This window comes from Bacillus sp. BPN334 (assembly GCF_008368885.1).
Lineage (GTDB): Bacteria > Bacillota > Bacilli > Bacillales > Bacillaceae_G > Bacillus_A > Bacillus_A wiedmannii.
Window position 1 is genome coordinate 539,770 of record NZ_QOZW01000012.1, and the last position, 22,663, is coordinate 562,432.

Below are 22,663 nucleotides of genomic sequence, written 5' to 3' on the forward strand. Positions count from 1 at the left end.
GTTAAAACTAACTAATTTACTGTATTAGAACGGTAAATCGTCGTCGGAAATGTCGATCGGTTGACCTACATTTGAAAATGGATCGTCATTCTTCGTAAATCCAGAGTTCCCTTGGTTACCTTGGTTGCCTTGATTACTAGATTGACCAAATGGGTTAGAGCTTTGGTTACCGAAACCAGCTCCTGATGGTTGCTGATTAAATGAACCACGTTGCTCCCCACCGCCATTACGCGGCTCTAAAAATTGTACGCTTTCCGCAAGAACTTCTGTTACATATACACGTTTACCATCTTGTCCATCGTAATTACGAGTTTGAAGACGTCCATCTACGCCTGCTAAGCTACCTTTTTTCAAATAATTTGCTACGTTTTCTGCTTGTTTACGCCATATTACACAATTAATAAAGTCAGCTTCACGCTCACCTTGTTGATTCGCAAATGCGCGATTCACAGCTAACGTAAAAGTAGCTACTGCAACACCATTGGGCGTGTAACGTAAGTCAGGGTCCTTAGTTAAACGACCAACGAGGATAACACGATTCATCAATCGAACCACTCTCCCTTATATATCAATTATTTTTCTTCTTCTTTAACAACGATATGACGAAGGATGTCTTCGTTGATCTTAGCTAAACGGTCGAATTCGTTAATCGCTTCTGCGTTAGAGTTCACGTTTAAGATCATGTAGAAACCTTCACGTAAGTCGTTGATTTCGTAAGCTAAACGACGCTTACCCCACTCTTTCGTGTTAATGATTTCTGCACCATTGTTTGTTAAAACACCTGCGAAACGTTCAACTAAAGCTTTTTGAGCTTCTTCTTCAACGCCAGGACGAATGATGTACATAATTTCGTACTTTCTCATTACACTTTCACCTCCTTTTGGTCTAAACGGCCCATAATGGGCAAGGAGCAATTAATTTATAGTAATTACTCACGAGTTTAGATTATATCATAGTAAGTTAGATGAATCAACTCACCCATGCATAAAAAACTTGGCAAACACATAATATATTTGCCAAGCTCATATCTTTATTTTTCCTAGGAAATATTGAATTAAACGTTGAAGCGGAAGTGCATAACGTCTCCGTCTTTTACGATATACTCTTTTCCTTCTAAACGAACTTTACCAGCTTCTTTTGCAGCTGTCATAGAACCGTTTGTCATTAAGTCTTCGTAAGAAACTGTTTCCGCACGAATAAATCCACGCTCAAAGTCTGTATGAATTACGCCAGCACATTGTGGTGCTTTCATACCTTGTTTAAACGTCCATGCACGTACTTCTTGCACACCAGCTGTGAAGTAAGTAGCAAGTCCTAATAAATCATATGCAGCACGAATTAATTGATCTAAACCAGATTCTTCAATGCCTAGTTCTTCAAGGAATACTTTTTTCTCTTCCTCATCTAGCTCAGCGATTTCTTCTTCGATTTTTGCACATACAACGATTACTTGAGAATTTTCATTTGCAGCAAATTCTTTTACCATTTTTACATATTTATTTTCAGAAGGATCCATAATATCATCTTCACTTACGTTTGCTACGTATAGCATTTCTTTCGTTGTAAGTAAATGAAGGCCTTTAACAATTTTCATTTGCTCTTCTGCAAATTCAACAGTACGAGCTGGTTTTCCCTCTTCAAAAGCTTCTTTTAAACGAACTAAAATTTCATGCTCATATACAGCTTCTTTATCTTTTTGTCTTGCTAACTTCGCAACACGTTCGATACGTTTATCAACAGATTCCAAATCCGCTAAGATTAGCTCTAAGTTGATTGTTTCAATATCATCGATTGGATCTACTTTCCCTGAAACGTGTGTAATATTTTCGTCTTCAAAACAACGAACAACTTGGCAAATTGCATCTACTTGGCGAATGTGAGATAAGAATTTATTTCCTAAACCTTCACCTTTACTAGCACCTTTTACGATACCTGCAATATCAGTAAACTCAAATACAGTCGGAACAGTTTTTTTCGGTTCTACTAATTCCGTTAATTTATTTAAACGCTCATCTGGTACTTCTACAATCCCTACGTTTGGATCAATTGTACAGAATGGATAGTTTGCAGATTCTGCTCCTGCTTGTGTAATTGCATTAAATAAAGTTGACTTCCCTACGTTAGGTAATCCAACAATCCCAGCCGTTAATCCCATATTTTTCACTCCTATGTCTCAATCTTTCATCATTATAGATAGTAACGAAAAAAATGACAAGTTTCCTCCAAACGAAAAAAGTAACAGCTGCCCATTGCAACTGTTACTTTCTCTCTATTCTTCGTGCTTCACAAGTATTTTTTTCACCTTACGATCAAATTCTCTTCGAGGAATCATTACTGAATGGTCACATCCCTCGCACTTAATGCGGATATCCATTCCCATACGAATAATCTTCCAGCGATTCTCACCACATGGGTGGGCTTTCTTCATTTCCACAACATCGTACAAGTTATACTGCTTTTGCTCCATTCTCCAAACCCCTCTCCATACTAAATTGCTTTTCCACTCACCAATTCTTCACGATTATATAAAACCATACGTGGATATGGAATTTCAATCCCATGTAAATCTAGACGATTTTTAATTTCTTTACGAAGGGCTCTTGCAACAACCGCATGTTGCATCGGCTCTACTTCCGCAATAACACGTAATATAACTTCTGATGCAGCCAATGTTTGCACACCTAATAACTGAGGCTTTGCTACCATTTGCGTATACTGTGCAGGTAATTCTTCTAATAACTCTTCAATAACTTGCTCCGCTTTCGCTATGTCAGCCTCATACGAAATGGATACATCAACAAATGCTACACTATTACTAACGGAATAGTTCGTAACTTGAATGATACTTCCATTTGGTAAAGTATGAATTTCGCCTGTCCAACTCTTTACTTTTGTTGTACGAAGTCCAATTTCTAGAACGACACCTTCAAACTGACCAATTTTTACATAGTCACCTACTGAAAATTGATCTTCTAGCAAAATAAATAACCCCGTAATAACATCTTTCACTAAACTTTGAGCACCAAATCCGACTGCTAAACCAATTACCCCGGCACCCGCTAATAAACCAGATGCATTAATATTAAACACACCCAAAATCGCAATTAACATAATGAACATAACAACGTATGCCACAATATTTTCAAGTAACTTCGCTACTGTAACTGTACGACGTTCTGAAATTTGAATTGGCGAACGGCTTCCCATACGAAACGCATTTCGTACAATTGCACGCGCAACTCGCACAATAATTGCACCAAGTATTAAAATAACGACTATTTTTAGTGATTTCACACCTATATTCGTCCAATCAATGGACTCAAACCATTTCAACGCTAAATCCATGTACCTCTACCTCTCCAGCTAAAATTTCTTTTTAATTATCCTTCTCATTGTATCAGAAGTCACCCTCATTTCTGAAAAATTTTTATGACTTTAATTGCATTTGTTAACTTCCATGCAGGTATAAAATGGAACGAATATATATATACTAGTACTATTATTTCCGTTTTCACTCAAATTTTACAGGAAGTACGCACTTATAGTTTTCCATTTTACTCACCATATAACATATTTTGAAAATTTATTAAAAGGATGGATGCTTCATGAATATTGGAAGTTTTCGCTTACCCTTTTTCGAAAAAGAAACTCAAAATGTTATGCACCAAGACGTAGAAGCCTCCGAGACAATTAGTAACTTCTTACTTTCCCATATCCCTATTAAAACGAATATACCGATTATTCTCGTTTGTATCGGCACAGACCGTTCTACAGGCGATGCACTCGGTCCGTTAGTCGGTACGAAACTAGAACAAGTAGGAATTAAAAACTTCCAAGTGTTCGGCACACTAGATGAGCCAGTGCATGCGCTAAATTTAGAAGAAAGAATTCGGAATATACAGAAAGATAATCCTACTTCATTTATAATTGCGGTCGATGCCTGTTTAGGAAAGTCTCAAAGCATCGGTTCCATTACTACCGGAATGGGGCCTAGTAAACCTGGAGCTGCGATGAACAAGAAATTACCTGCAGTTGGTGATTTACATATTCATGGCATCGTAAATCTAAATGGTTTTATGGAGTTTTTCGTCCTGCAAAATACACGATTAAGTTTAGTCATGAAAATGGCTGATGTAATTGCACAAAGTATAAAAGAAACAGACCAAAAATTATCTGTATTAAAAAAAGCAAACCATCTATAAATAATAAGATGGTTTGCTTTTTAGTTTTTCTGCGCTAATAATTCTAAAATACGATTTAAATCTTCTTTATTAAAAAATTCAATTTCGATTTTACCTTTTTCTTTTTTCGTTTCTTTAATTTTCACATCTGTGCCAAACTTTTCTCTTAAGAACGTTTCGCGTTCTACGAAAAATATGTTTCTCTCTTTTTTCACTTGTTTTGTTTCACGTGAAACGCGTTGATTAATCTCCTGAACAATTTTCTCTAATTGACGAACGTTTAATCCTTCTTTTTCGATTCGTTTTAATAAAGATTTCAATTGTTCTTCATCTTTTATCGTAAGCAAAGTTCTCCCATGGGCCATTGAAAGTTGACCATTTGCAATCATATCTTGCACAAATGGAGGGAGGCTTAATAACCGCGTATAATTTGCAATGTAAGGTCTGCTCTTACCAAGACGTTTTGCTAATTGTTCTTGCGTTACATTTAGCTCATTCATTAACATTTGATATGCCATTGCTTCTTCCATTGGGTTTAAATCTTCTCGTTGTAAGTTTTCAAGCAATGCAAACTCCATCATTTGCTGCTCATTTAATTGTCTTACAACAGCAGGTACCTTTTCGAGCCCTGCCTCTTTGGCAGCACGATATCTTCTTTCACCTGCAACAATTTCATATCCTTTAATACTCTTCCTAGCAATTAACGGTTGCAATATGCCGTGTTCTTTAATAGAGGCCGATAATTCTTGAATTGCCTCTTTATTAAAGTGTTTACGTGGTTGATATGGATTCGGTCTTAATTCAGTTATCACAATCTCCTGAATTGCCTCTTCTTCTTTCACATCTAAATCAGGAAAAAACACATTAATTCCTCTTCCTAATCCTTTAGCCACCTGCAATCACTTCCTCTGCTAAATCTATATATACTTCTGCCCCTCTTGATTTAGCGTCATACTGCATAATTGGTTTCCCATGACTTGGTGCTTCACTTAAACGAACATTACGAGGAATAATCGAACGGTATACTTTATCCCTAAAGTATTTTTTCACTTCATCTATAACCTGGATCCCTAAATTCGTGCGGGCATCCAACATCGTTAGCAATACACCTTGAATTGCTAGATTTTTATTTAAGTGCTTTTGCACAAGTCGAACTGTATTTAATAGCTGACTTAATCCTTCTAGTGCGTAATATTCGCATTGAACAGGAATAATAACAGAATCTGCTGCGGTTAATGCATTAATCGTTAATAACCCTAAGGACGGGGGACAGTCGATAATAATATAGTCGTATTCATCACGAACTGGCTGTAATGCCCTTTGTAAACGTACTTCCCGGGAAATAGTCGGTACCAATTCAATTTCAGCACCTGCCAATTGAATTGTAGCGGGTAGAACATCTAAGTTTTCAGTTGCGGTTTTACGTATAACCCCTTGAACATCTGCATCTTCCACAAGAACATTGTAAATACATTGATCTAATTCGGATTTTTCAATTCCCACACCAGTCGTTGCATTTCCTTGAGCGTCAATATCTACAAGAAGGACTTTTTTACCTACTTGTGCCAATCCAGCCCCTAAATTAACAGATGTTGTTGTTTTTCCAACGCCACCTTTTTGATTGGCAATAGCAATGATTTTTCCCATGATGTCACCTACTTTCAACCTTTCTATCTTATTCTAGTAATAATTACGTTTATTGTAACATGAAATAAAAGTTTTTCTTTTACGTCCTTATTAAACTTCAAAATTTATTTCTAAACTCCTTCTTCATCTAACAAGAAAATATAGTAAAAGAGACCTATCCAATAGGATAAGGTCTCTAACACGCCATTATTATTTTTTCTTCGGAATTTTAATTGTAATTTGATAGTACTCATCAAATTCTTCTTCCGCAGAATTAACATTTAAACCACTGTCAGCAACCATTTGTAATGACTGCCTAATTGTATTCATGGCAATTCTCGTATCTCGACTTACTGCTTTTTGCTTTGCCTTACGCTTCGGTTTGGCTTCCTCTAGTAATTTCGCAATTCGTTCCTCTGTTTGCTTTACATTCAGTTGTTTCTCCACAATTTCCTGTAAAACCTTCAGTTGTAATTCCTCATTCTTTAAAGGAATGAGCGCGCGGGCATGACGTTCTGTAATACTTTTTTCTAATAACGCACGTTTTATTTCTTCAGGCAACTTTAACAATCGCAACTTATTTGCGATTGTGGATTGTCCTTTTCCAAGTCGTTGTGCCAATGCTTCTTGTGTTAAATTATGTAACTCAATTAGCTTTTGATATGCCACAGCTTCCTCGATTGCTGTTAGTTCCTCACGTTGCAAGTTTTCAATTAAAGCTACAGAAGCTGTCTCTGTATCATTTAAGTTCTTTATAATTGCAGGAACCTTTTCCCACCCTAACTTTGTTGCCGCACGGAAACGCCTTTCTCCAGCGATAATCTCGTACTTGTCATCCTCATATTGCCTCACAACAATCGGCTGAATCAGTCCATGTGTACGAATCGTTAGTGCTAGCTCTTCAATTCGTGCATCATCAAAAACTGTTCGTGGTTGATAACGGTTAGGGGTAATATTTACTATCGGAATTTCTTGTATTTCTTCATATACCTTTTTATCTATTTCTTCATGGCTTTCGTCTTGTAATTCGAATTCGCTCTCTTTATCTCCAAAGCCAAATAAACGAGAAAACGTATTTTTCATACATATTCCACCACCTTTTAGGCCTATTGACTATTCTCCATAAAATGTTTCCTATGAAACATTTACGTTTTCATTTATATAATTCAATCTTACGTCTAATAAGATTTATTTTTCAATAGGTAATTTATTGGGTGTTCCCGGTTTGCGTGGATATTTCTTTGGTGTCTTGCGCTTTTTCTCGATTAATAAAATATTACGTTCACTTTCTTCAAACGGTAATTGGAACGTAGACATTTCTTTTAAATTCCCGCCTAGCACCTCTAAAGCATACTTGCCATTTTCAATTTCTTCGTTTGCTGCGGCACCTTTCATTGCAATGAACGTTCCCCCAACTTTTACAAGTGGTAAACATAGCTCACTCAATACCGAAAGACGCGCAACTGCACGTGCCATTACAATATCGTACGATTCACGTACACCTTCTTTTTTCCCAAATGTTTCAGCACGATCGTGACAAAACGCAACGTCACCTAATTCCAACTTTTGTGCTAAATGATTTAAGAAGTTAATACGTTTTTGCAATGAGTCTACAATTGTTACTTTTAAGTGCGGGAAACAGATTTTCAAAGGAATACTTGGAAATCCAGCTCCTGCGCCAACATCACAAATTGAGAATGGTTCTGAAAAATCATAATAAAAAGCAGCCGTAATGGAATCAAAAAAGTGTTTTAAATATACTTCCTCTTTCTCCGTAATAGCCGTTAAGTTCATTTTTTCATTCCACTCTACTAATGTTTCAAAGTAGATTTCGAACTGCTCTAACTGTCTAGAAGAGAGGGTGATACCCTTCTCTTCTAGCATAGATTGAAATTGTTCTATGTTCATCTAACAATATCTCCTTACTATTTATTGGTTCGATACTCGCGCAATTTTTCCTTGTTCAATATACACAAGTAAAATAGAAACATCCGCTGGATTCACGCCAGAAATACGTGAAGCCTGCCCCATTGAAAGTGGACGAACATCTTTCAATTTCTGTCTCGCTTCTGAGGCAAGGCTAGAAATCGCATCATAATCAATATCCACAGGGATTTTTTTGTTTTCCATTTTCTTCATACGCTCTACTTGCTGTAAAGATTTTTCGATATATCCTTCGTACTTAATCTGAATTTCAACTTGTTCTGTAATTTCATCACTTAATTCTACTTCACTTGGTACTAAAAGATGAATATGCTCATATGTCATCTCTGGACGACGTAATAAGTCACTTGCACGTATTCCATCTTTCAATTCACTTCCGCCAATACTACGAATTAATTCTTGAACTTCAGGACGTGGTTTAATAATAATGCTGCTTAAACGTTCCTTTTCCTGTTCAATTTTTAATTTTTTATTTGTAAATCGCTCATAGCGTTCTTCTTTAATTAATCCAATTTCACGACCAACTTCAGTTAAACGAAGATCAGCATTATCGTGGCGTAATAATAGGCGATATTCTGCACGAGACGTTAATAAGCGATATGGTTCATTTGTACCTTTCGTTACAAGATCATCAATTAAGACACCAATATAAGCATCCGCGCGACCTAAAATAACTTCTTTTTTACCTAAAGAACGACATGCTGCATTAATCCCAGCCATAAGCCCTTGTCCTGCCGCCTCTTCGTAACCAGAAGTTCCGTTAATTTGTCCTGCTGTATATAAATTTTTAATTTTTTTCGTTTCAAGTGTTGGCCATAGTTGTGTTGGCACAATTGCATCATATTCAATTGCATAACCTGTACGCATCATTTCAACGTTTTCTAGGCCAGGTATTGTTCTAAGCATATCACGTTGCACATCTTCTGGTAAGCTTGTGGATAAACCTTGTACATACACCTCTTGTGTATTACGTCCTTCTGGCTCTAAGAAAATTTGATGACGTGGTTTATCATTAAATCTTACTACTTTGTCTTCAATTGAAGGACAATATCTAGGTCCTGTTCCCTTAATCATACCAGAATACATAGCTGAGCGATGTAGGTTTTCATCTATTAAACGATGTGTTTCCGTACTTGTATACGTCAACCAACATGGAATTTGATCCATAATAAATTTTGTCGTTTCAAAAGAGAAAGCTCGTGGTTTATCATCACCTGGCTGAATTTCTGTTTTACTGTAATCAATCGTATTACTATTTACACGCGGAGGTGTACCTGTTTTAAATCTAACAAGATCAAATCCAAGCTCCTCTAAATGTTCGGATAAAGTTATAGATGGTTGTTGATTATTCGGACCGCTCGAATATTTTAAACCTCCCATAATAATCTCACCGCGTAAAAATGTTCCAGTCGTAATTACAACTGTTTTGGCTGTATATTCAGCACCAGCTTGCGTAACTACCCCTTTACATTCGCCATCTTCGACGATTAAACGCTCAACCATTCCTTGGAACAACGTTAAATTTGGTGTTTCTTCAATTGTTTTCTTTAATTCATGCTGGTAAGAGAACTTATCTGCTTGTGCGCGAAGCGCGCGTACAGCTGGTCCTTTACCTGTATTTAACATACGCATTTGAATATACGTTTTATCAATGTTGCGTCCCATTTCTCCGCCTAATGCATCAATTTCCCGAACAACAATCCCTTTTGCTGGTCCACCAACAGAAGGGTTACATGGCATAAACGCTACCATATCTAAATTAATTGTTAACATTAATGTTTTGGAGCCCATTCGTGCTGCCGCAAGACCAGCTTCACATCCTGCATGACCTGCACCGATTACTATGACATCGTATGAACCGGCATTGTATCCCATTGTTTATTCCTCCTAATAATCTCTATCTTTCTAAAACATCGCTATATTATTTTCCTAAACAAAATTGAGAGAACAACTGGTCAATTAGGCTTTCATGGACGGTATCACCAGTAATTTCACCAAGTATTTCCCACGTTCTTGTTAAATCAATTTGCACCATATCAATTGGAACACCATTTTCTATTGCCTCAATTGCATCTCCAATTGTTTTTCCTGCTTGTGTTAATAATCCAATATGTCTCGCGTTAGAAACATATGTCACATCTGCAGAATCAATTGTTCCTTCAAAGAATAAATCAGCTATTGCCTTTTCAAGCTCATCTATTCCTTGTTCCTCAATTAACGATGTTGTAATAATACGATTTCCCGCTGCCAATTCTGTAACACGTTCCATATCGATTACTTGCGATAAATCTGTCTTATTTACAATAATAATGAAATCTTTTCCTTGTACGGCACGGAATAGATCTTCATCCTCATGCGTTAAAGCCTCGCTATAATTAACGACAACTAAAACTAAATCAGCTTGGCTCATCATTTCTTTTGAACGCTCTACACCAATTCGTTCAACAACATCTTCTGTTTCACGAATCCCGGCTGTATCTATAAGTTTAAGTGGTACACCACGCACATTAACGTACTCTTCAATAACATCACGAGTTGTTCCTGCAATATCAGTTACAATTGCCTTTTTCTCCTGAACAAGACTATTTAATAGCGATGACTTCCCAACGTTAGGTCTACCGATGATTGCAGTAGCAATACCTTCACGTAAAATCTTTCCTTGCTTCGATGTTTCTAATATTTTTGCAATTTCCGTACGAACATGTGTAGCTTTCTCAATTAAAATATTATGTGTCATTTCTTCCACATCATCATATTCCGGGTAATCTATGTTTACCTCAACATGAGCCAACGTTTCTAATATGTCCTGACGCAGACGGCCGATTAATTTAGATAATCGTCCTTCCATTTGGTTAATCGCTACGTTCATTGCACGATCTGTTTTTGCACGGATTAAGTCCATAACAGCTTCTGCTTGTGATAAATCAATACGGCCATTTAAAAAAGCACGTTTTGTAAATTCACCAGGCTCTGCTAATCGTACTCCTTGTGCTAAAATAAGCTGCAATACTTTATTTACCGAAACAAGTCCGCCGTGACAGTTAATTTCCACTATATTTTCACGTGTAAAAGTCCTTGGTGCACGCAAAATAGATACCATCACTTCTTCAATAACCTGATTTGTATCTAAATCGACAATATGACCATAATGAATTGTGTGAGAAGGAACTTCTGTTAAATCCTTCCCTTTAAAAATACGATTAACTTTTTCAACCGCATCATCCCCACTTACTCGAACAATGGCAATTGCACCCTCTCCAAGCGCTGTGGAAATCGCGGCAATTGTATCAAACTCCATGTCCTTTCACCTCACTTGCTTATTTATCTCTATTTCAACATGATTATTTTCTTCACTAAATTATTAGAATACCATAACGAACCTATCTACAAAAGAATAATAACTCATTTTATTATGTCCTCATGTAAAAAACACTAAACTTATTCACAGTGGATAAGTTTAGTGTTTTTTAGTTATCCACACCTATTTTCCGCTCAAAAAAACCGGCACTCAATTGAGTAACCGGTCACTTGGAAGATATTACAACATGTCGATGTGGTTCTTTTCCTTCAGAAGTTGTAATGATATTTTGATGATTAGATAATGCTTGGTGGATAATCTTTCGTTCAAAAGATGGCATAGGCTCCAACACAACTCTTTTTTTCGTACTTACTACTTGTTTTGCTAATCGATAAGAAAGTGCTTCTAATGTACCTTTTCTTTTACTACGATAATTTTCAGCATCTAGTGTGATACCAATATACTGCTTCGTACTACGATTCGCCACAAGTTTTGTTAAATACTGTAAAGAATTCAAGGTATTTCCTCTTTTACCAATCAAAACACCTATATTTTCGCCAGAAATTGTAAATTTAACTTCGCGTCCTTTTACAATTTTACTAATCTCAGCTTCCACACCCATATCGTGAATAACATTTTTTAAATATTCTTCACATTCTTGAATTGGATCTTTCTTCAATACAACTTCTACTACTGCAGGTCGATTCCCAAATAAACCTAGGAACCCTCTTTTACCCTCATCAATAATATTTATATCTACTCGGTCTTTTGGAACATTTAGTTGTCTTAAAGCATCTTGTACTGCCAGCTCGACTGTTTGTCCTTTAGCAGTAACTACACTCACTTGCTTGATCCTCCTGCCTTACTAGCCTTAATTTCTGGCCCCTTGATCAAGTACATTTGAGCGATACCAAAGATGTTACCAACAACCCAGTAAAGTGATAATGCAGCTGGGAAGTTAATTGCAAAGACTAAGATCATAATTGGCATAAGCCAAATCATCATTGCCATTTGCGGATTTTGACCAGCTGTTCCTGCCATTGCAAGCTTTTGCTGAATAAATGTCGTAATTGCCGCGACAATCGGTAAGATATAGTACGGATCTGCCTGCCCTAAATCAAACCATAAAAATGTATGCTTACTAATTTCAGCTGTTCTCATAATCGCATGGTAAAACGCGAATAAAATAGGCATCTGAACAAATATCGGTAAACATCCTGCTAATGGGTTTACACCATTTTTTTGATATAACTGCATCATTTCTTGTTGTAGTTTTTGCTGTGTTGCTTGATCTTTAGAACTATATTTCTCTTTTAACTTCACCATTTCTGGTTGTAACGCCTGCATTGCTTTCGTACTCTTCGTTTGTTTAATCATTAATGGTAATAATGCAAAACGAATGATAAGAGTTGTAACAACGATTGCTAAACCGTAATTACTACCAAATAAGTTGGCAAAATACGTAATTAACTGAGAAAGCGGATATACGAAATATTCATTCCAAATTCCAGTACTTTTCGGTGTAATCGGCTGATTCACTTCACTACAGCCAGTAGCAATTGCCATTAATGCAATAACCATGGCTAGTAAACCTATTTTCTTTTTCAAAGCCTGCTCCTCCTTGTTTCGGTATGTATATAGTGTAATTCATTTCCTTACGCTACTTTTTTATTCTTTTCATACCAGAGCGTTTAAAGACATGAATTAAGCTTTTCTTTAATTCTTCATATGTCATCTCTGCACAAGGCTTCCTTGCTATTATAACAAAATCTTTTCCAGAATCTATCTCATCTTTTAATTCTGTGATCGACTGGCGAATCATACGTTTAATTCGATTACGCACTACTGCATTTCCTATTTTCTTGCTGACAGAAAGGCCAATACGAAAGTTTGGCTGCTCTCCCTTATCTAGTTGATAGACAACAAGCTGACGGTTAGCATTCGATTTTCCTTTTTGAAAAACCGTCTGGAATTCATCATTCTTTTTTATACGATATTTTTTCTTCATATCAATTGACACTCCTGTAGTTCATCAGTGGAAATTCACTATTATTAGAAAAAAAGACCACTGAACGATCAGTGGTCTACGCAGATAATACTTTTCTTCCTTTACGACGACGAGCTGCTAGCACTTTACGTCCGTTCGCTGTGCTCATACGGCTGCGGAAACCATGTACTTTGCTGCGCTTACGTTTATTTGGTTGGTAAGTTCTTTTCATTATATGACACCTCCCTGAGGAATATCTGTTAAAGACAGTCCTATAAATTATAGTTAATCAACTAGGAAAATGTCAATGGTTCTCGAAATTTTCATCAAATATTCATTTTGAACCTATTCACATACTTTTTCACAGACCCTATATTTCCTTGTGGATAAATGTTTTTTCTGGGTTTTTATATCCACAAACCCTTTTCGTACTTTTACACAGTATATCGTGTTGTGGACAAGTTTATTCCACAAGGTATTGATTTTGTGGATAACTTTCTTAAATTCATTGCTATAGCTACTTTTTTTTGATATTATAGTTGTGTTTTCACTTTGAATAAGTTTTCCACACCTTTATCTTATCCACAATTTGTGTATAACATGTGGACAGTTTTAATCACATGTGGGTAAATGCTTATCCACATTTGCTTTTTTTGTCGAAAACCCTATCTCATATACAAACGACGTTTTTAGGTTTTAAAATACGTTTCGTATAAATATACATTTTATATTTATTTAGGTTGTACATTTGTTGCGCAACCTTATTCTTTTACCATCTTAGTAAAGGAGGGACACCTTTGGAAAACATCTCTGATTTATGGAACAGCGCCTTAAAAGAACTAGAAAAAAAGGTCAGTAAACCAAGTTATGAAACATGGTTAAAATCAACAACCGCACATAATTTAAAGAAAGACGTATTAACAATTACAGCTCCAAATGAATTCGCTCGTGATTGGTTAGAATCTCATTATTCAGAGCTAATTTCGGAAACACTTTATGATTTAACGGGGGCAAAATTAGCTATTCGCTTTATTATTCCCCAAAGTCAAGCTGAAGAGGAGATTGATCTTCCTCCTTCTAAACCAAATTCAGCACAAGATGATTCTAATCATTTACCACAGAGTATGCTAAATCCAAAATATACGTTTGATACATTTGTTATTGGCTCTGGTAACCGTTTTGCTCACGCTGCTTCATTGGCTGTAGCCGAAGCGCCAGCTAAAGCATATAATCCCCTCTTTATTTACGGGGGAGTTGGACTCGGGAAGACCCATTTAATGCATGCAATTGGTCATTATGTAATTGAACATAACCCAAACGCAAAGGTTGTATATTTATCATCAGAAAAATTTACAAATGAATTCATTAATTCAATTCGTGATAATAAAGCGGTCGATTTTCGTAATAAATACCGTAATGTAGATGTTTTATTAATAGATGATATTCAATTTCTAGCAGGAAAAGAACAAACTCAAGAAGAGTTTTTCCATACATTCAATGCATTACACGAAGAAAGTAAACAAATTGTAATTTCAAGTGATCGGCCACCAAAAGAAATTCCAACTTTAGAAGATCGTCTTCGTTCTCGCTTTGAATGGGGACTCATTACGGATATTACGCCACCAGATTTAGAAACACGAATTGCAATTTTACGTAAAAAAGCAAAGGCTGAAGGACTCGATATACCAAATGAGGTTATGCTTTATATTGCAAATCAAATTGATTCAAACATTCGTGAACTAGAAGGTGCACTTATCCGAGTTGTAGCTTATTCATCTTTAATTAACAAAGATATTAATGCTGATTTAGCAGCTGAAGCACTTAAAAATATTATTCCAAATTCTAAACCAAAAATTATCTCCATTTATGATATTCAAAAGGCTGTCGGGGATGTTTATCAAATAAAACTGGAAGATTTCAAGGCGAAAAAGCGAACAAAATCAGTTGCCTTCCCTCGCCAAATTGCAATGTATTTATCACGCGAACTTACAGATTACTCCTTACCTAAAATCGGTGAAGAATTTGGTGGACGTGATCATACAACAGTTATCCATGCTCATGAAAAAATTTCTAAGCTACTTAAAACGGATACGCAATTACAAAAACAAGTTGAAGAAATTAACGATATTTTAAAGTAGTAGCTGAATAGTGTGAATAACTTACCTTGTTTTACGCACAGTCTATCCACATGTAGATAGACTGTTTTTACATCCTTTAACGGGGTTATCCACATATCCACAGGCCCTATTACTATTACTACTATTTTTTATCTTTATTAATTAAATAAAATATTATACTTACCGGAGGTTTTTCTTTATGCGTTTTACAATACAAAAAGACTATCTTGTAAGAAGTGTACAAGATGTAATGAAGGCTGTTTCTTCTCGTACAACAATTCCGATCCTTACAGGAATTAAAGTTGTCGCTACGGAAGAAGGAGTTACGTTAACAGGAAGCGATGCTGATATTTCTATTGAATCCTTTATCCCAGTTGAAGACAATGGAAAAGAAATCGTAGAAGTAGCACAATCAGGAAGTATTATTTTACAAGCAAAATATTTTAGTGAGATTGTAAAAAAATTACCTAAAGAGACTGTCGAAATTTCTGTGGAAAATCATTTTATGACGAAAATAATTTCTGGAAAATCAGAGTTTAATTTAAATGGTTTAGATTCTGCTGAATATCCATTGTTACCACAAATTGAAGAACATCATGTTTTTAAGATTCCAACAGATTTACTGAAACATATGATCAGACAAACTGTATTTGCAGTTTCCACTTCTGAAACAAGACCGATCTTGACAGGTGTAAACTGGAAAGTATATAACAGCGAATTAACTTGCATTGCTACAGATAGTCACAGGTTAGCTCTTCGAAAAGCAAAAATCGAAGGAATCGCAGATGAATTTCAAGCGAATGTTGTTATTCCAGGTAAAAGCTTAAATGAATTAAGCAAAATTCTAGATGAGTCTGAAGAAATGGTAGATATCGTTATTACGGAGTATCAAGTATTATTCCGTACAAAGCATTTATTATTCTTCTCAAGATTGTTAGAAGGTAATTATCCGGATACAACTCGTTTAATTCCAGCCGAAAGTAAAACAGATATTTTTGTAAATACAAAAGAATTTTTACAAGCAATTGATCGTGCATCTCTATTAGCAAGGGATGGTCGTAATAATGTTGTAAAATTATCAACTTTAGAAAAGGAAATGCTAGAAATTTCTTCGAATTCACCAGAAATTGGGAAAGTAGTAGAAGAAGTTCAATGTGAAAAAGTAGATGGGGAAGAGTTAAAAATATCTTTTAGTGCAAAATATATGATGGATGCATTAAAAGCTTTAGATAGTACTGAAATTAAAATTAGCTTTACTGGTGCGATGAGACCATTCTTAATTCGTACAGTAAATGATGATTCCATTATTCAATTAATTTTACCGGTTCGTACTTACTAAGTAAGAAGTAAGGGTTGCTAGTTTTCAGATACTAGTAGCCCTTATTTGATTTTTGGGTATTACTTTCCTAATGTTAGTTTATTTAGTACAATGAAAGAATGAACACTTTCAGAAAGTGAGCGATTTTATGAAACGTATTAAAATTTCAACAGAGTATATTACACTAGGACAATTTTTGAAGTTAGCTGATGTAATTGATACAGGTGGCGCTGTAAAATGGTTTTTACAAGAATATGAAGTGTACGTGAATCAAGAACTTGAAAATAGAAGAGGTCGCAAATTATATGCGAACGATATTATTGAAATTCCAGGAAGCGGAAGTTTCCAAGTTCAGTCATAAAGGGGGAGCCCTTTGTTTATTTCAGAAATACAATTAAAAAACTATCGCAATTATGAAAAGTTAGAGCTTTCCTTTGAAGATAAAGTGAATGTGATTATCGGTGAAAACGCACAAGGGAAAACGAATTTGATGGAAGCTATTTATGTTTTAGCGATGGCGAAATCTCATAGAACCTCTAATGATCGCGAGCTTATCCGTTGGGATGAAGACTTCGGTCAAATTAAAGGGAAATTACAAAAGAGAAATAGTTCTTTGTCTTTGGAATTAAATATTTCGAAAAAAGGTAAAAAGGCAAAATTAAATCAACTTGAACAACAAAAATTGAGTCAATATATTGGCATGATGAATGTTGTCATGTTTGCCCCAGAAGATTTAAATCTTGTAAAAGGAAGCCCTCAAGTAAGAAGACGCTTTTTAGATATGGAATTAGGCCAAATAGCTCCAGTCTATTTGTATGAATTGAGTCAATATCAAAAGGTGCTCACGCAACGAAATCACTTGCTGAAAAAGATGCAAGGGAATAGTAAGAATGAGGAAACGATGTTGGATGTATTTACACTTCAACTTATTGAGCATGGTGCAAAAATATTGCAAAAACGGTTTGAGTTTTTGCATTTACTACAAGAATGGGCAGCTCCAATTCATCGCGGTATAAGCCGTGGATTAGAAGAATTAGAAATTGTCTATAAACCAAGTGTAGATGTATCAGAATCAATGGATTTGTCGAAAATAAAAGAAGTATACTATGAAAATTTTCAATCTGTGAAACAACGTGAGATTTTCCGTGGTACGACTTTAATTGGTCCTCATCGTGATGATTTACAATTCTTCGTTAATAGTAAAAATGTTCAAGTCTTTGGTTCGCAAGGACAACAACGAACGACCGCACTGTCCCTAAAATTAGCTGAAATTGAATTGATTTACTCAGAAGTTAAGGAATATCCGATTCTTTTATTGGATGATGTATTATCAGAATTAGATGATTATCGTCAATCGCATCTGTTAAATACAATTCAAGGAAAAGTGCAAACATTTGTGACAACGACGAGTGTCGACGGAATTGAACACGAAACATTAAAAGAAGCGAAAACAATTCATGTAACGAACGGCACGGTAGATTGTGAAATAGATAGGGCGTAATCCCTATTTAAATGGAAAAGTAGGTGATCTTTGTGTCAATGGAACAAAAGCAAATGGAAGAAAACTCATATGATGAAAGTCAGATACAGGTACTTGAAGGATTAGAAGCGGTTCGAAAACGCCCTGGGATGTATATTGGATCTACAAGTGGAAAAGGACTTCACCATCTTGTGTGGGAAATCGTCGATAATAGTATTGATGAAGCACTTGCAGGGTATTGTGATGAAATTAACGTTAGTATCGAAGAAGATAATAGTATTCTTGTAACGGATAATGGACGTGGTATTCCAGTTGGTATACAAGAAAAAATGGGACGTCCTGCTGTGGAAGTTATAATGACCGTTCTTCATGCTGGTGGTAAGTTTGGCGGTGGCGGTTATAAAGTTTCTGGTGGTTTGCATGGTGTTGGGGCATCTGTAGTAAATGCTCTATCAACAGAACTAGAAGTATTTGTACATCGTGAAGGCAAAATCCATTATCAAAAATACGAAAGAGGTATTCCGGTTGCGGATTTAAAAGTCATTGGTGACACAGATCAAACAGGGACGATAACTCGATTTAAACCAGATCCAGAAATTTTTCAGGAAACAATAGTATACGAATTTGATACGTTAGCAACTCGTATGCGTGAATTAGCATTTTTAAATCGTAATATTAAATTAACAATTGAAGATAAACGTGAACATAAACAGAAGAAAGAATTCCATTATGAAGGTGGAATTAAATCATATGTTGAACATTTAAATCGTTCAAAACAGCCAATTCATGAAGAACCTGTATATGTAGAAGGTTCAAAAGATGGTATTCAGGTTGAAGTTGCGCTTCAATATAACGAAGGATACACAAATCATATTTACTCATTTACAAATAATATTCATACGTATGAAGGTGGTACACATGAGGTAGGATTTAAAACAGCCTTAACTCGTGTGATCAACGATTATGGTCGTAAAAATAATATTTTAAAAGATGCGGATAGTAATTTAACTGGTGAAGATGTTCGTGAAGGTTTAACAGCGATTGTGTCAATTAAACATCCAAATCCACAATTCGAAGGACAAACGAAGACAAAACTTGGAAATAGTGAAGCAAGAACAATTACAGAGTCAGTATTCTCAGAGGCATTTGAAAAGTTCTTACTGGAAAATCCCAATGTTGCACGTAAAATTATAGATAAAGGGACGATGGCAGCGCGTGCGCGTGTAGCAGCTAAAAAGGCTCGTGAGTTAACTCGCCGAAAGAGTGCTTTAGAAGTTTCAAGTTTACCAGGGAAATTGGCAGACTGTTCTTCTAAAGATCCAGCAATTAGTGAAATCTATATCGTAGAGGGTGACTCTGCGGGTGGGTCTGCAAAACAAGGGCGCGATCGTCATTTCCAAGCAATTTTACCGCTGAAGGGTAAAATTATTAATGTTGAAAAGGCACGCTTAGATAAAATTTTATCAAATGATGAAGTTCGTACAATTATTACGGCGATTGGTACAAATATCGGCGGAGACTTCGCTATTGAAAAAGCACGCTATCATAAAGTTATTATTATGACGGATGCCGATGTTGATGGTGCGCATATTCGTACCCTATTATTAACGTTCTTCTATCGCTATATGCGTCAAATAATTGAGTGCGGTTATATATATATCGCACAGCCACCTTTGTTTAAAGTACAACAAGGTAAGAAAATTCAATATGCTTACAACGATAAGGAACTTGAAAAAATCTTAGCTGAATTACCAGCCCAACCTAAGCCGGGGATTCAGCGTTATAAAGGTCTAGGGGAAATGAATCCAACTCAGTTATGGGAGACGACAATGGACCCAGAAGTACGTTCATTACTTCAAGTTTCACTTCAAGATGCAATTGAAGCGGATGAAACATTTGAAATTTTGATGGGAGATAAAGTAGAGCCACGTCGTAACTTTATCCAAGAAAATGCAAAATACGTGAAAAACCTTGATATTTAAATGGGTAATGACAGGAATCTAAGTATTCCTGTCTTCTACATATAAATCAATGTATGTGTAACGGAAATGTAAGAGGAGGTGCTGGTTGATGTCAGACAATCAACAACAAGCACGAATTCGAGAAATTAATATTAGTCATGAAATGCGTACCTCGTTTTTAGATTACGCAATGAGTGTTATCGTATCTCGTGCATTACCAGATGTTCGTGATGGATTAAAACCTGTGCATCGTAGGGTTTTATATGCGATGAATGATTTAGGAATTACAGCTGATAAAGCATATAAGAAATCAGCGCGTATTGTCGGTGAAGTAATCGGTAAGTATCATCCTCACGGTGATTCAGCTGTTTACGAGACGATGGTACGTATGGCGCAAGATTTTAGTCAACGTTATATGCTTGTTGATGGGCATGGTAACTTTGGTTCTGTTGATGGTGATTCAGCAGCAGCGATGCGTTATACAGAAGCGAGAATGTCTAAGATCTCTATGGAATTAATACGTGATATTTCAAAAAACACGATTGATTATCAAGATAACTATGATGGTTCTGAAAGAGAGCCAATTGTATTGCCAGCGCGTTTCCCTAATTTATTAGTGAATGGTACGACGGGTATTGCGGTAGGTATGGCAACGAATATTCCACCGCATCAACTTGGTGAAGTAATTGATGGTGTATTGGCACTAAGCCATAATCCCGACATTACGATTGCGGAATTAATGGAGTTTATTCCAGGACCAGATTTTCCAACAGCAGGTTTAATTTTGGGACGAAGTGGGATTCGAAGAGCGTATGAAACAGGTAGAGGCTCTATTATGCTTCGAGCTAAAGTTGAAATTGAAGAGAAGTCAAATGGTAAACAATCTATTCTTGTAACTGAACTACCTTATCAAGTTAATAAGGCGCGATTAATTGAAAAAATTGCAGAATTAGTTCGTGATAAGAAAATTGAAGGTATTACGGATTTACGTGATGAGTCAGATCGAAACGGTATGCGTATTGTTATGGAAGTACGCCGTGATGCCAATGCCAATGTACTATTAAATAATCTATATAAACATACAGCACTTCAAACGAGTTTTGGTATTAATATGTTGTCTCTTGTAAATGGAGAGCCACAAGTACTAAATTTAAAACAAAATTTATATCATTACTTGGAGCATCAGAAGGTAGTAATTCGTCGACGTACTGCTTATGAATTAGAAAAAGCAGAGGCGCGTGCTCATATTTTAGAAGGATTACGAATTGCTCTAGATCATCTAGATGAAGTTATTACGTTAATTCGTAGTTCGAAAACAGCAGATATTGCAAAACAGGGCTTAATGGAACGTTTTGGTTTAAGTGAGAAACAAGCACAAGCAATTTTAGATATGCGTCTGCAACGTTTAACAGGATTAGAACGTGAAAAAATTGAGCAAGAATATCAAGACTTAATGAAGTTAATCGCTGAATTACAAGCAATCTTAGCAGATGAAGAGAAAGTTCTTGAAATTATTCGTGAAGAATTAACGGAAGTAAAAGAACGCTTCAATGATAAGAGACGAACGGAAATCACAATTGGTGGCATGGAATTTATTGAAGATGAAGATTTGATTCCAGAGCAAAACATCGCTATTACGTTAACTCATAATGGTTATATTAAGAGGTTACCGGCTTCTACGTACAAAACACAGAACCGTGGTGGACGTGGTGTGCAAGGAATGGGAACAAATGATGATGATTTCGTAGAACATTTATTAACTACTTCTACGCATGATCACATTTTATTCTTTACTAATAAAGGGAAAGTATACCGTACGAAAGGATATGAAATCCCAGAGTATAGTCGTACAGCAAAAGGTATACCTATTATTAACTTATTAGGTGTAGATAAGGGTGAATGGATTAACGCCATTATTCCAATTCGTGAATTTGGTGATGATGAATTCTTATTCTTCACAACAAAACAAGGTATTTCTAAGAGAACGCCACTTTCATCATTTGCAAATATACGTACGAATGGTTTAATCGCCATCTCTCTTCGTGAAGAGGATGAAGTAATATCTGTACGTTTAACATCTGGTGATAAGGATATTATTGTAGGAACAAGCAATGGTATGTTAATTCGCTTTAACGAGCAAGATGTGCGTTCTATGGGACGTAATGCGGCTGGTGTAAAAGCAATTACATTAGGTGATGAAGATCAAGTTGTAGGCATGGAAATTGTCGAAGAGGATGTAAATGTTCTAATCGTAACGAAAAATGGTTATGGAAAACGTACACCTATTGATGAATACCGTTTACAAAGCCGTGGTGGTAAAGGTCTGAAGACTTGTAATATTACAGATAAAAACGGTAAATTAGTAGCTGTTAAATCTGTAACAGGTGAAGAAGATATCATGTTAATTACGGCAGCAGGTGTTATTATTCGTATGCCAGTTGATCAAATCTCTCAAATGGGACGTAATACACAAGGTGTTCGTCTAATTCGATTAGAGGATGAGCAAGAGGTAGCGACGGTAGCAAAAGCACAGAAAGATGAAGAAGAGGAATCTAATGAAGAGGTTTCTTCTGAAGAATAAGAGGGGGGATTTTTTCCTCCTCTTATTTTTTTATAATAATACTTGCATAGCAATGGGAAAGTCTATATAATAGGCAGAGTCAGCAAATGAGAGATACAAATTATCTTAAAAAACTTGTTGACGAAAATAATATACTGTGATATATTATGAAAGTCGCTGAAACGCGATGT

The 22,663-nt window shown here is 35.9% G+C and carries 22 protein-coding genes; 7 read left to right on the forward strand and 15 right to left on the reverse strand.

Features of this window, described 5'->3' with window-relative positions; genetic code table 11:
- Positions 1 to 24: 24 nt before the first annotated feature.
- The 5 genes from ssb to DN393_RS20480 form a co-directional block, all read right to left on the reverse strand.
- On the reverse strand, positions 25 to 546 hold the full coding sequence (gene ssb / locus DN393_RS20460) for a single-stranded DNA-binding protein (protein WP_064460038.1): 522 nt from the start codon (positions 544 to 546) through the stop codon (positions 25 to 27).
- Positions 547 to 572: 26 nt separating this feature from the next.
- Complete coding sequence (rpsF, locus tag DN393_RS20465; protein ID WP_001233781.1) at positions 573 to 863, reverse strand: 30S ribosomal protein S6; 291 nt, start codon at positions 861 to 863, stop codon at positions 573 to 575.
- A 191-nt stretch (positions 864 to 1,054) separates the two neighbouring features.
- Complete coding sequence (gene ychF, locus DN393_RS20470) at positions 1,055 to 2,155, reverse strand: redox-regulated ATPase YchF (RefSeq protein ID WP_088047702.1); 1,101 nt, start codon at positions 2,153 to 2,155, stop codon at positions 1,055 to 1,057.
- A 114-nt stretch (positions 2,156 to 2,269) separates the two neighbouring features.
- Complete coding sequence (locus tag DN393_RS20475) at positions 2,270 to 2,467, reverse strand: DUF951 domain-containing protein (RefSeq protein ID WP_000436051.1); 198 nt, start codon at positions 2,465 to 2,467, stop codon at positions 2,270 to 2,272.
- A gap of 20 nt (positions 2,468 to 2,487) precedes the next feature.
- A complete protein-coding gene (locus DN393_RS20480; RefSeq protein ID WP_000362298.1) occupies positions 2,488 to 3,345 on the reverse strand; it encodes a mechanosensitive ion channel family protein in 858 nt (285 codons plus the stop codon).
- A gap of 260 nt (positions 3,346 to 3,605) precedes the next feature.
- On the opposite strand from DN393_RS20480, the gene yyaC reads away from it, so the two are divergent.
- Entirely contained in the window at positions 3,606 to 4,202 is a 597-nt protein-coding gene (gene yyaC / locus DN393_RS20485; RefSeq protein ID WP_088047701.1) for a spore protease YyaC, read from the forward strand.
- A gap of 20 nt (positions 4,203 to 4,222) precedes the next feature.
- On the opposite strand, the gene spo0J is transcribed toward yyaC, so the two are convergent.
- The 10 genes from spo0J to rpmH all read right to left on the reverse strand — a co-directional run bounded on the left by spo0J (position 4,223) and on the right by rpmH (position 13,268).
- Positions 4,223 to 5,074, reverse strand: a complete 852-nt coding sequence (gene spo0J / locus DN393_RS20490; RefSeq protein ID WP_001051813.1) for a stage 0 sporulation protein Spo0J — start codon at positions 5,072 to 5,074, stop codon at positions 4,223 to 4,225.
- Positions 5,067 to 5,828 (reverse strand): sporulation initiation inhibitor protein Soj, encoded by a 762-nt coding sequence (gene soj / locus DN393_RS20495; protein ID WP_000516117.1) that lies wholly within the window; start codon positions 5,826 to 5,828, stop codon positions 5,067 to 5,069. The genes spo0J and soj overlap by 8 nt, the downstream gene beginning before the upstream one ends.
- A gap of 189 nt (positions 5,829 to 6,017) precedes the next feature.
- Positions 6,018 to 6,890, reverse strand: coding sequence for a nucleoid occlusion protein (noc, locus tag DN393_RS20500; protein WP_000799025.1), 873 nt, complete (start codon positions 6,888 to 6,890; stop codon positions 6,018 to 6,020).
- Between the two features lie 105 nt (positions 6,891 to 6,995).
- Positions 6,996 to 7,715 (reverse strand): 16S rRNA (guanine(527)-N(7))-methyltransferase RsmG, encoded by a 720-nt coding sequence (gene rsmG / locus DN393_RS20505; RefSeq protein ID WP_001019619.1) that lies wholly within the window; start codon positions 7,713 to 7,715, stop codon positions 6,996 to 6,998.
- Between the two features lie 21 nt (positions 7,716 to 7,736).
- Positions 7,737 to 9,626 carry a tRNA uridine-5-carboxymethylaminomethyl(34) synthesis enzyme MnmG gene (gene mnmG, locus DN393_RS20510; RefSeq protein ID WP_000541060.1) on the reverse strand — a complete coding sequence of 630 codons (1,890 nt, stop codon included), beginning with the start codon at positions 9,624 to 9,626 and terminating at the stop codon, positions 7,737 to 7,739.
- Between the two features lie 46 nt (positions 9,627 to 9,672).
- The gene (gene mnmE / locus DN393_RS20515; RefSeq protein WP_000393766.1) at positions 9,673 to 11,049 is read right to left on the reverse strand and encodes a tRNA uridine-5-carboxymethylaminomethyl(34) synthesis GTPase MnmE; all 1,377 of its coding nucleotides are present in this window, start codon (positions 11,047 to 11,049) and stop codon (positions 9,673 to 9,675) included.
- Between the two features lie 226 nt (positions 11,050 to 11,275).
- Entirely contained in the window at positions 11,276 to 11,893 is a 618-nt protein-coding gene (jag, locus tag DN393_RS20520) for an RNA-binding cell elongation regulator Jag/EloR (RefSeq protein ID WP_098093916.1), read from the reverse strand.
- Positions 11,890 to 12,657 (reverse strand): YidC family membrane integrase SpoIIIJ, encoded by a 768-nt coding sequence (gene spoIIIJ, locus DN393_RS20525; protein WP_000726759.1) that lies wholly within the window; start codon positions 12,655 to 12,657, stop codon positions 11,890 to 11,892. Before spoIIIJ ends, jag begins: the two co-directional genes overlap by 4 nt.
- A 52-nt stretch (positions 12,658 to 12,709) precedes the next feature.
- Positions 12,710 to 13,057, reverse strand: coding sequence for a ribonuclease P protein component (rnpA, locus tag DN393_RS20530; RefSeq protein WP_000731505.1), 348 nt, complete (start codon positions 13,055 to 13,057; stop codon positions 12,710 to 12,712).
- A 76-nt stretch (positions 13,058 to 13,133) separates the two neighbouring features.
- Positions 13,134 to 13,268: a 50S ribosomal protein L34 gene (gene rpmH / locus DN393_RS20535; protein WP_000831901.1), complete on the reverse strand. Its 135-nt coding sequence runs from the start codon at positions 13,266 to 13,268 to the stop codon at positions 13,134 to 13,136.
- 565 nt (positions 13,269 to 13,833) lie between these two features.
- On the opposite strand from rpmH, the gene dnaA reads away from it, so the two are divergent.
- From dnaA to gyrA, 6 genes are all read left to right on the forward strand, one after another.
- The gene (gene dnaA, locus DN393_RS20540) at positions 13,834 to 15,174 is read left to right on the forward strand and encodes a chromosomal replication initiator protein DnaA (RefSeq protein WP_000428027.1); all 1,341 of its coding nucleotides are present in this window, start codon (positions 13,834 to 13,836) and stop codon (positions 15,172 to 15,174) included.
- Positions 15,175 to 15,352: 178 nt separating this feature from the next.
- A complete protein-coding gene (gene dnaN, locus DN393_RS20545) occupies positions 15,353 to 16,492 on the forward strand; it encodes a DNA polymerase III subunit beta (RefSeq protein ID WP_064475172.1) in 1,140 nt (379 codons plus the stop codon).
- A gap of 127 nt (positions 16,493 to 16,619) precedes the next feature.
- A complete protein-coding gene (gene yaaA / locus DN393_RS20550) occupies positions 16,620 to 16,832 on the forward strand; it encodes a S4 domain-containing protein YaaA (RefSeq protein WP_000821367.1) in 213 nt (70 codons plus the stop codon).
- 12 nt (positions 16,833 to 16,844) lie between these two features.
- Positions 16,845 to 17,972, forward strand: coding sequence for a DNA replication/repair protein RecF (gene recF, locus DN393_RS20555; protein WP_000470743.1), 1,128 nt, complete (start codon positions 16,845 to 16,847; stop codon positions 17,970 to 17,972).
- A gap of 38 nt (positions 17,973 to 18,010) precedes the next feature.
- The gene (gyrB, locus tag DN393_RS20560) at positions 18,011 to 19,933 is read left to right on the forward strand and encodes a DNA topoisomerase (ATP-hydrolyzing) subunit B (RefSeq protein ID WP_000435974.1); all 1,923 of its coding nucleotides are present in this window, start codon (positions 18,011 to 18,013) and stop codon (positions 19,931 to 19,933) included.
- 88 nt (positions 19,934 to 20,021) lie between these two features.
- Positions 20,022 to 22,493, forward strand: a complete 2,472-nt coding sequence (gene gyrA / locus DN393_RS20565; protein WP_064475170.1) for a DNA gyrase subunit A — start codon at positions 20,022 to 20,024, stop codon at positions 22,491 to 22,493.
- Positions 22,494 to 22,663: the final 170 nt, after the last annotated feature.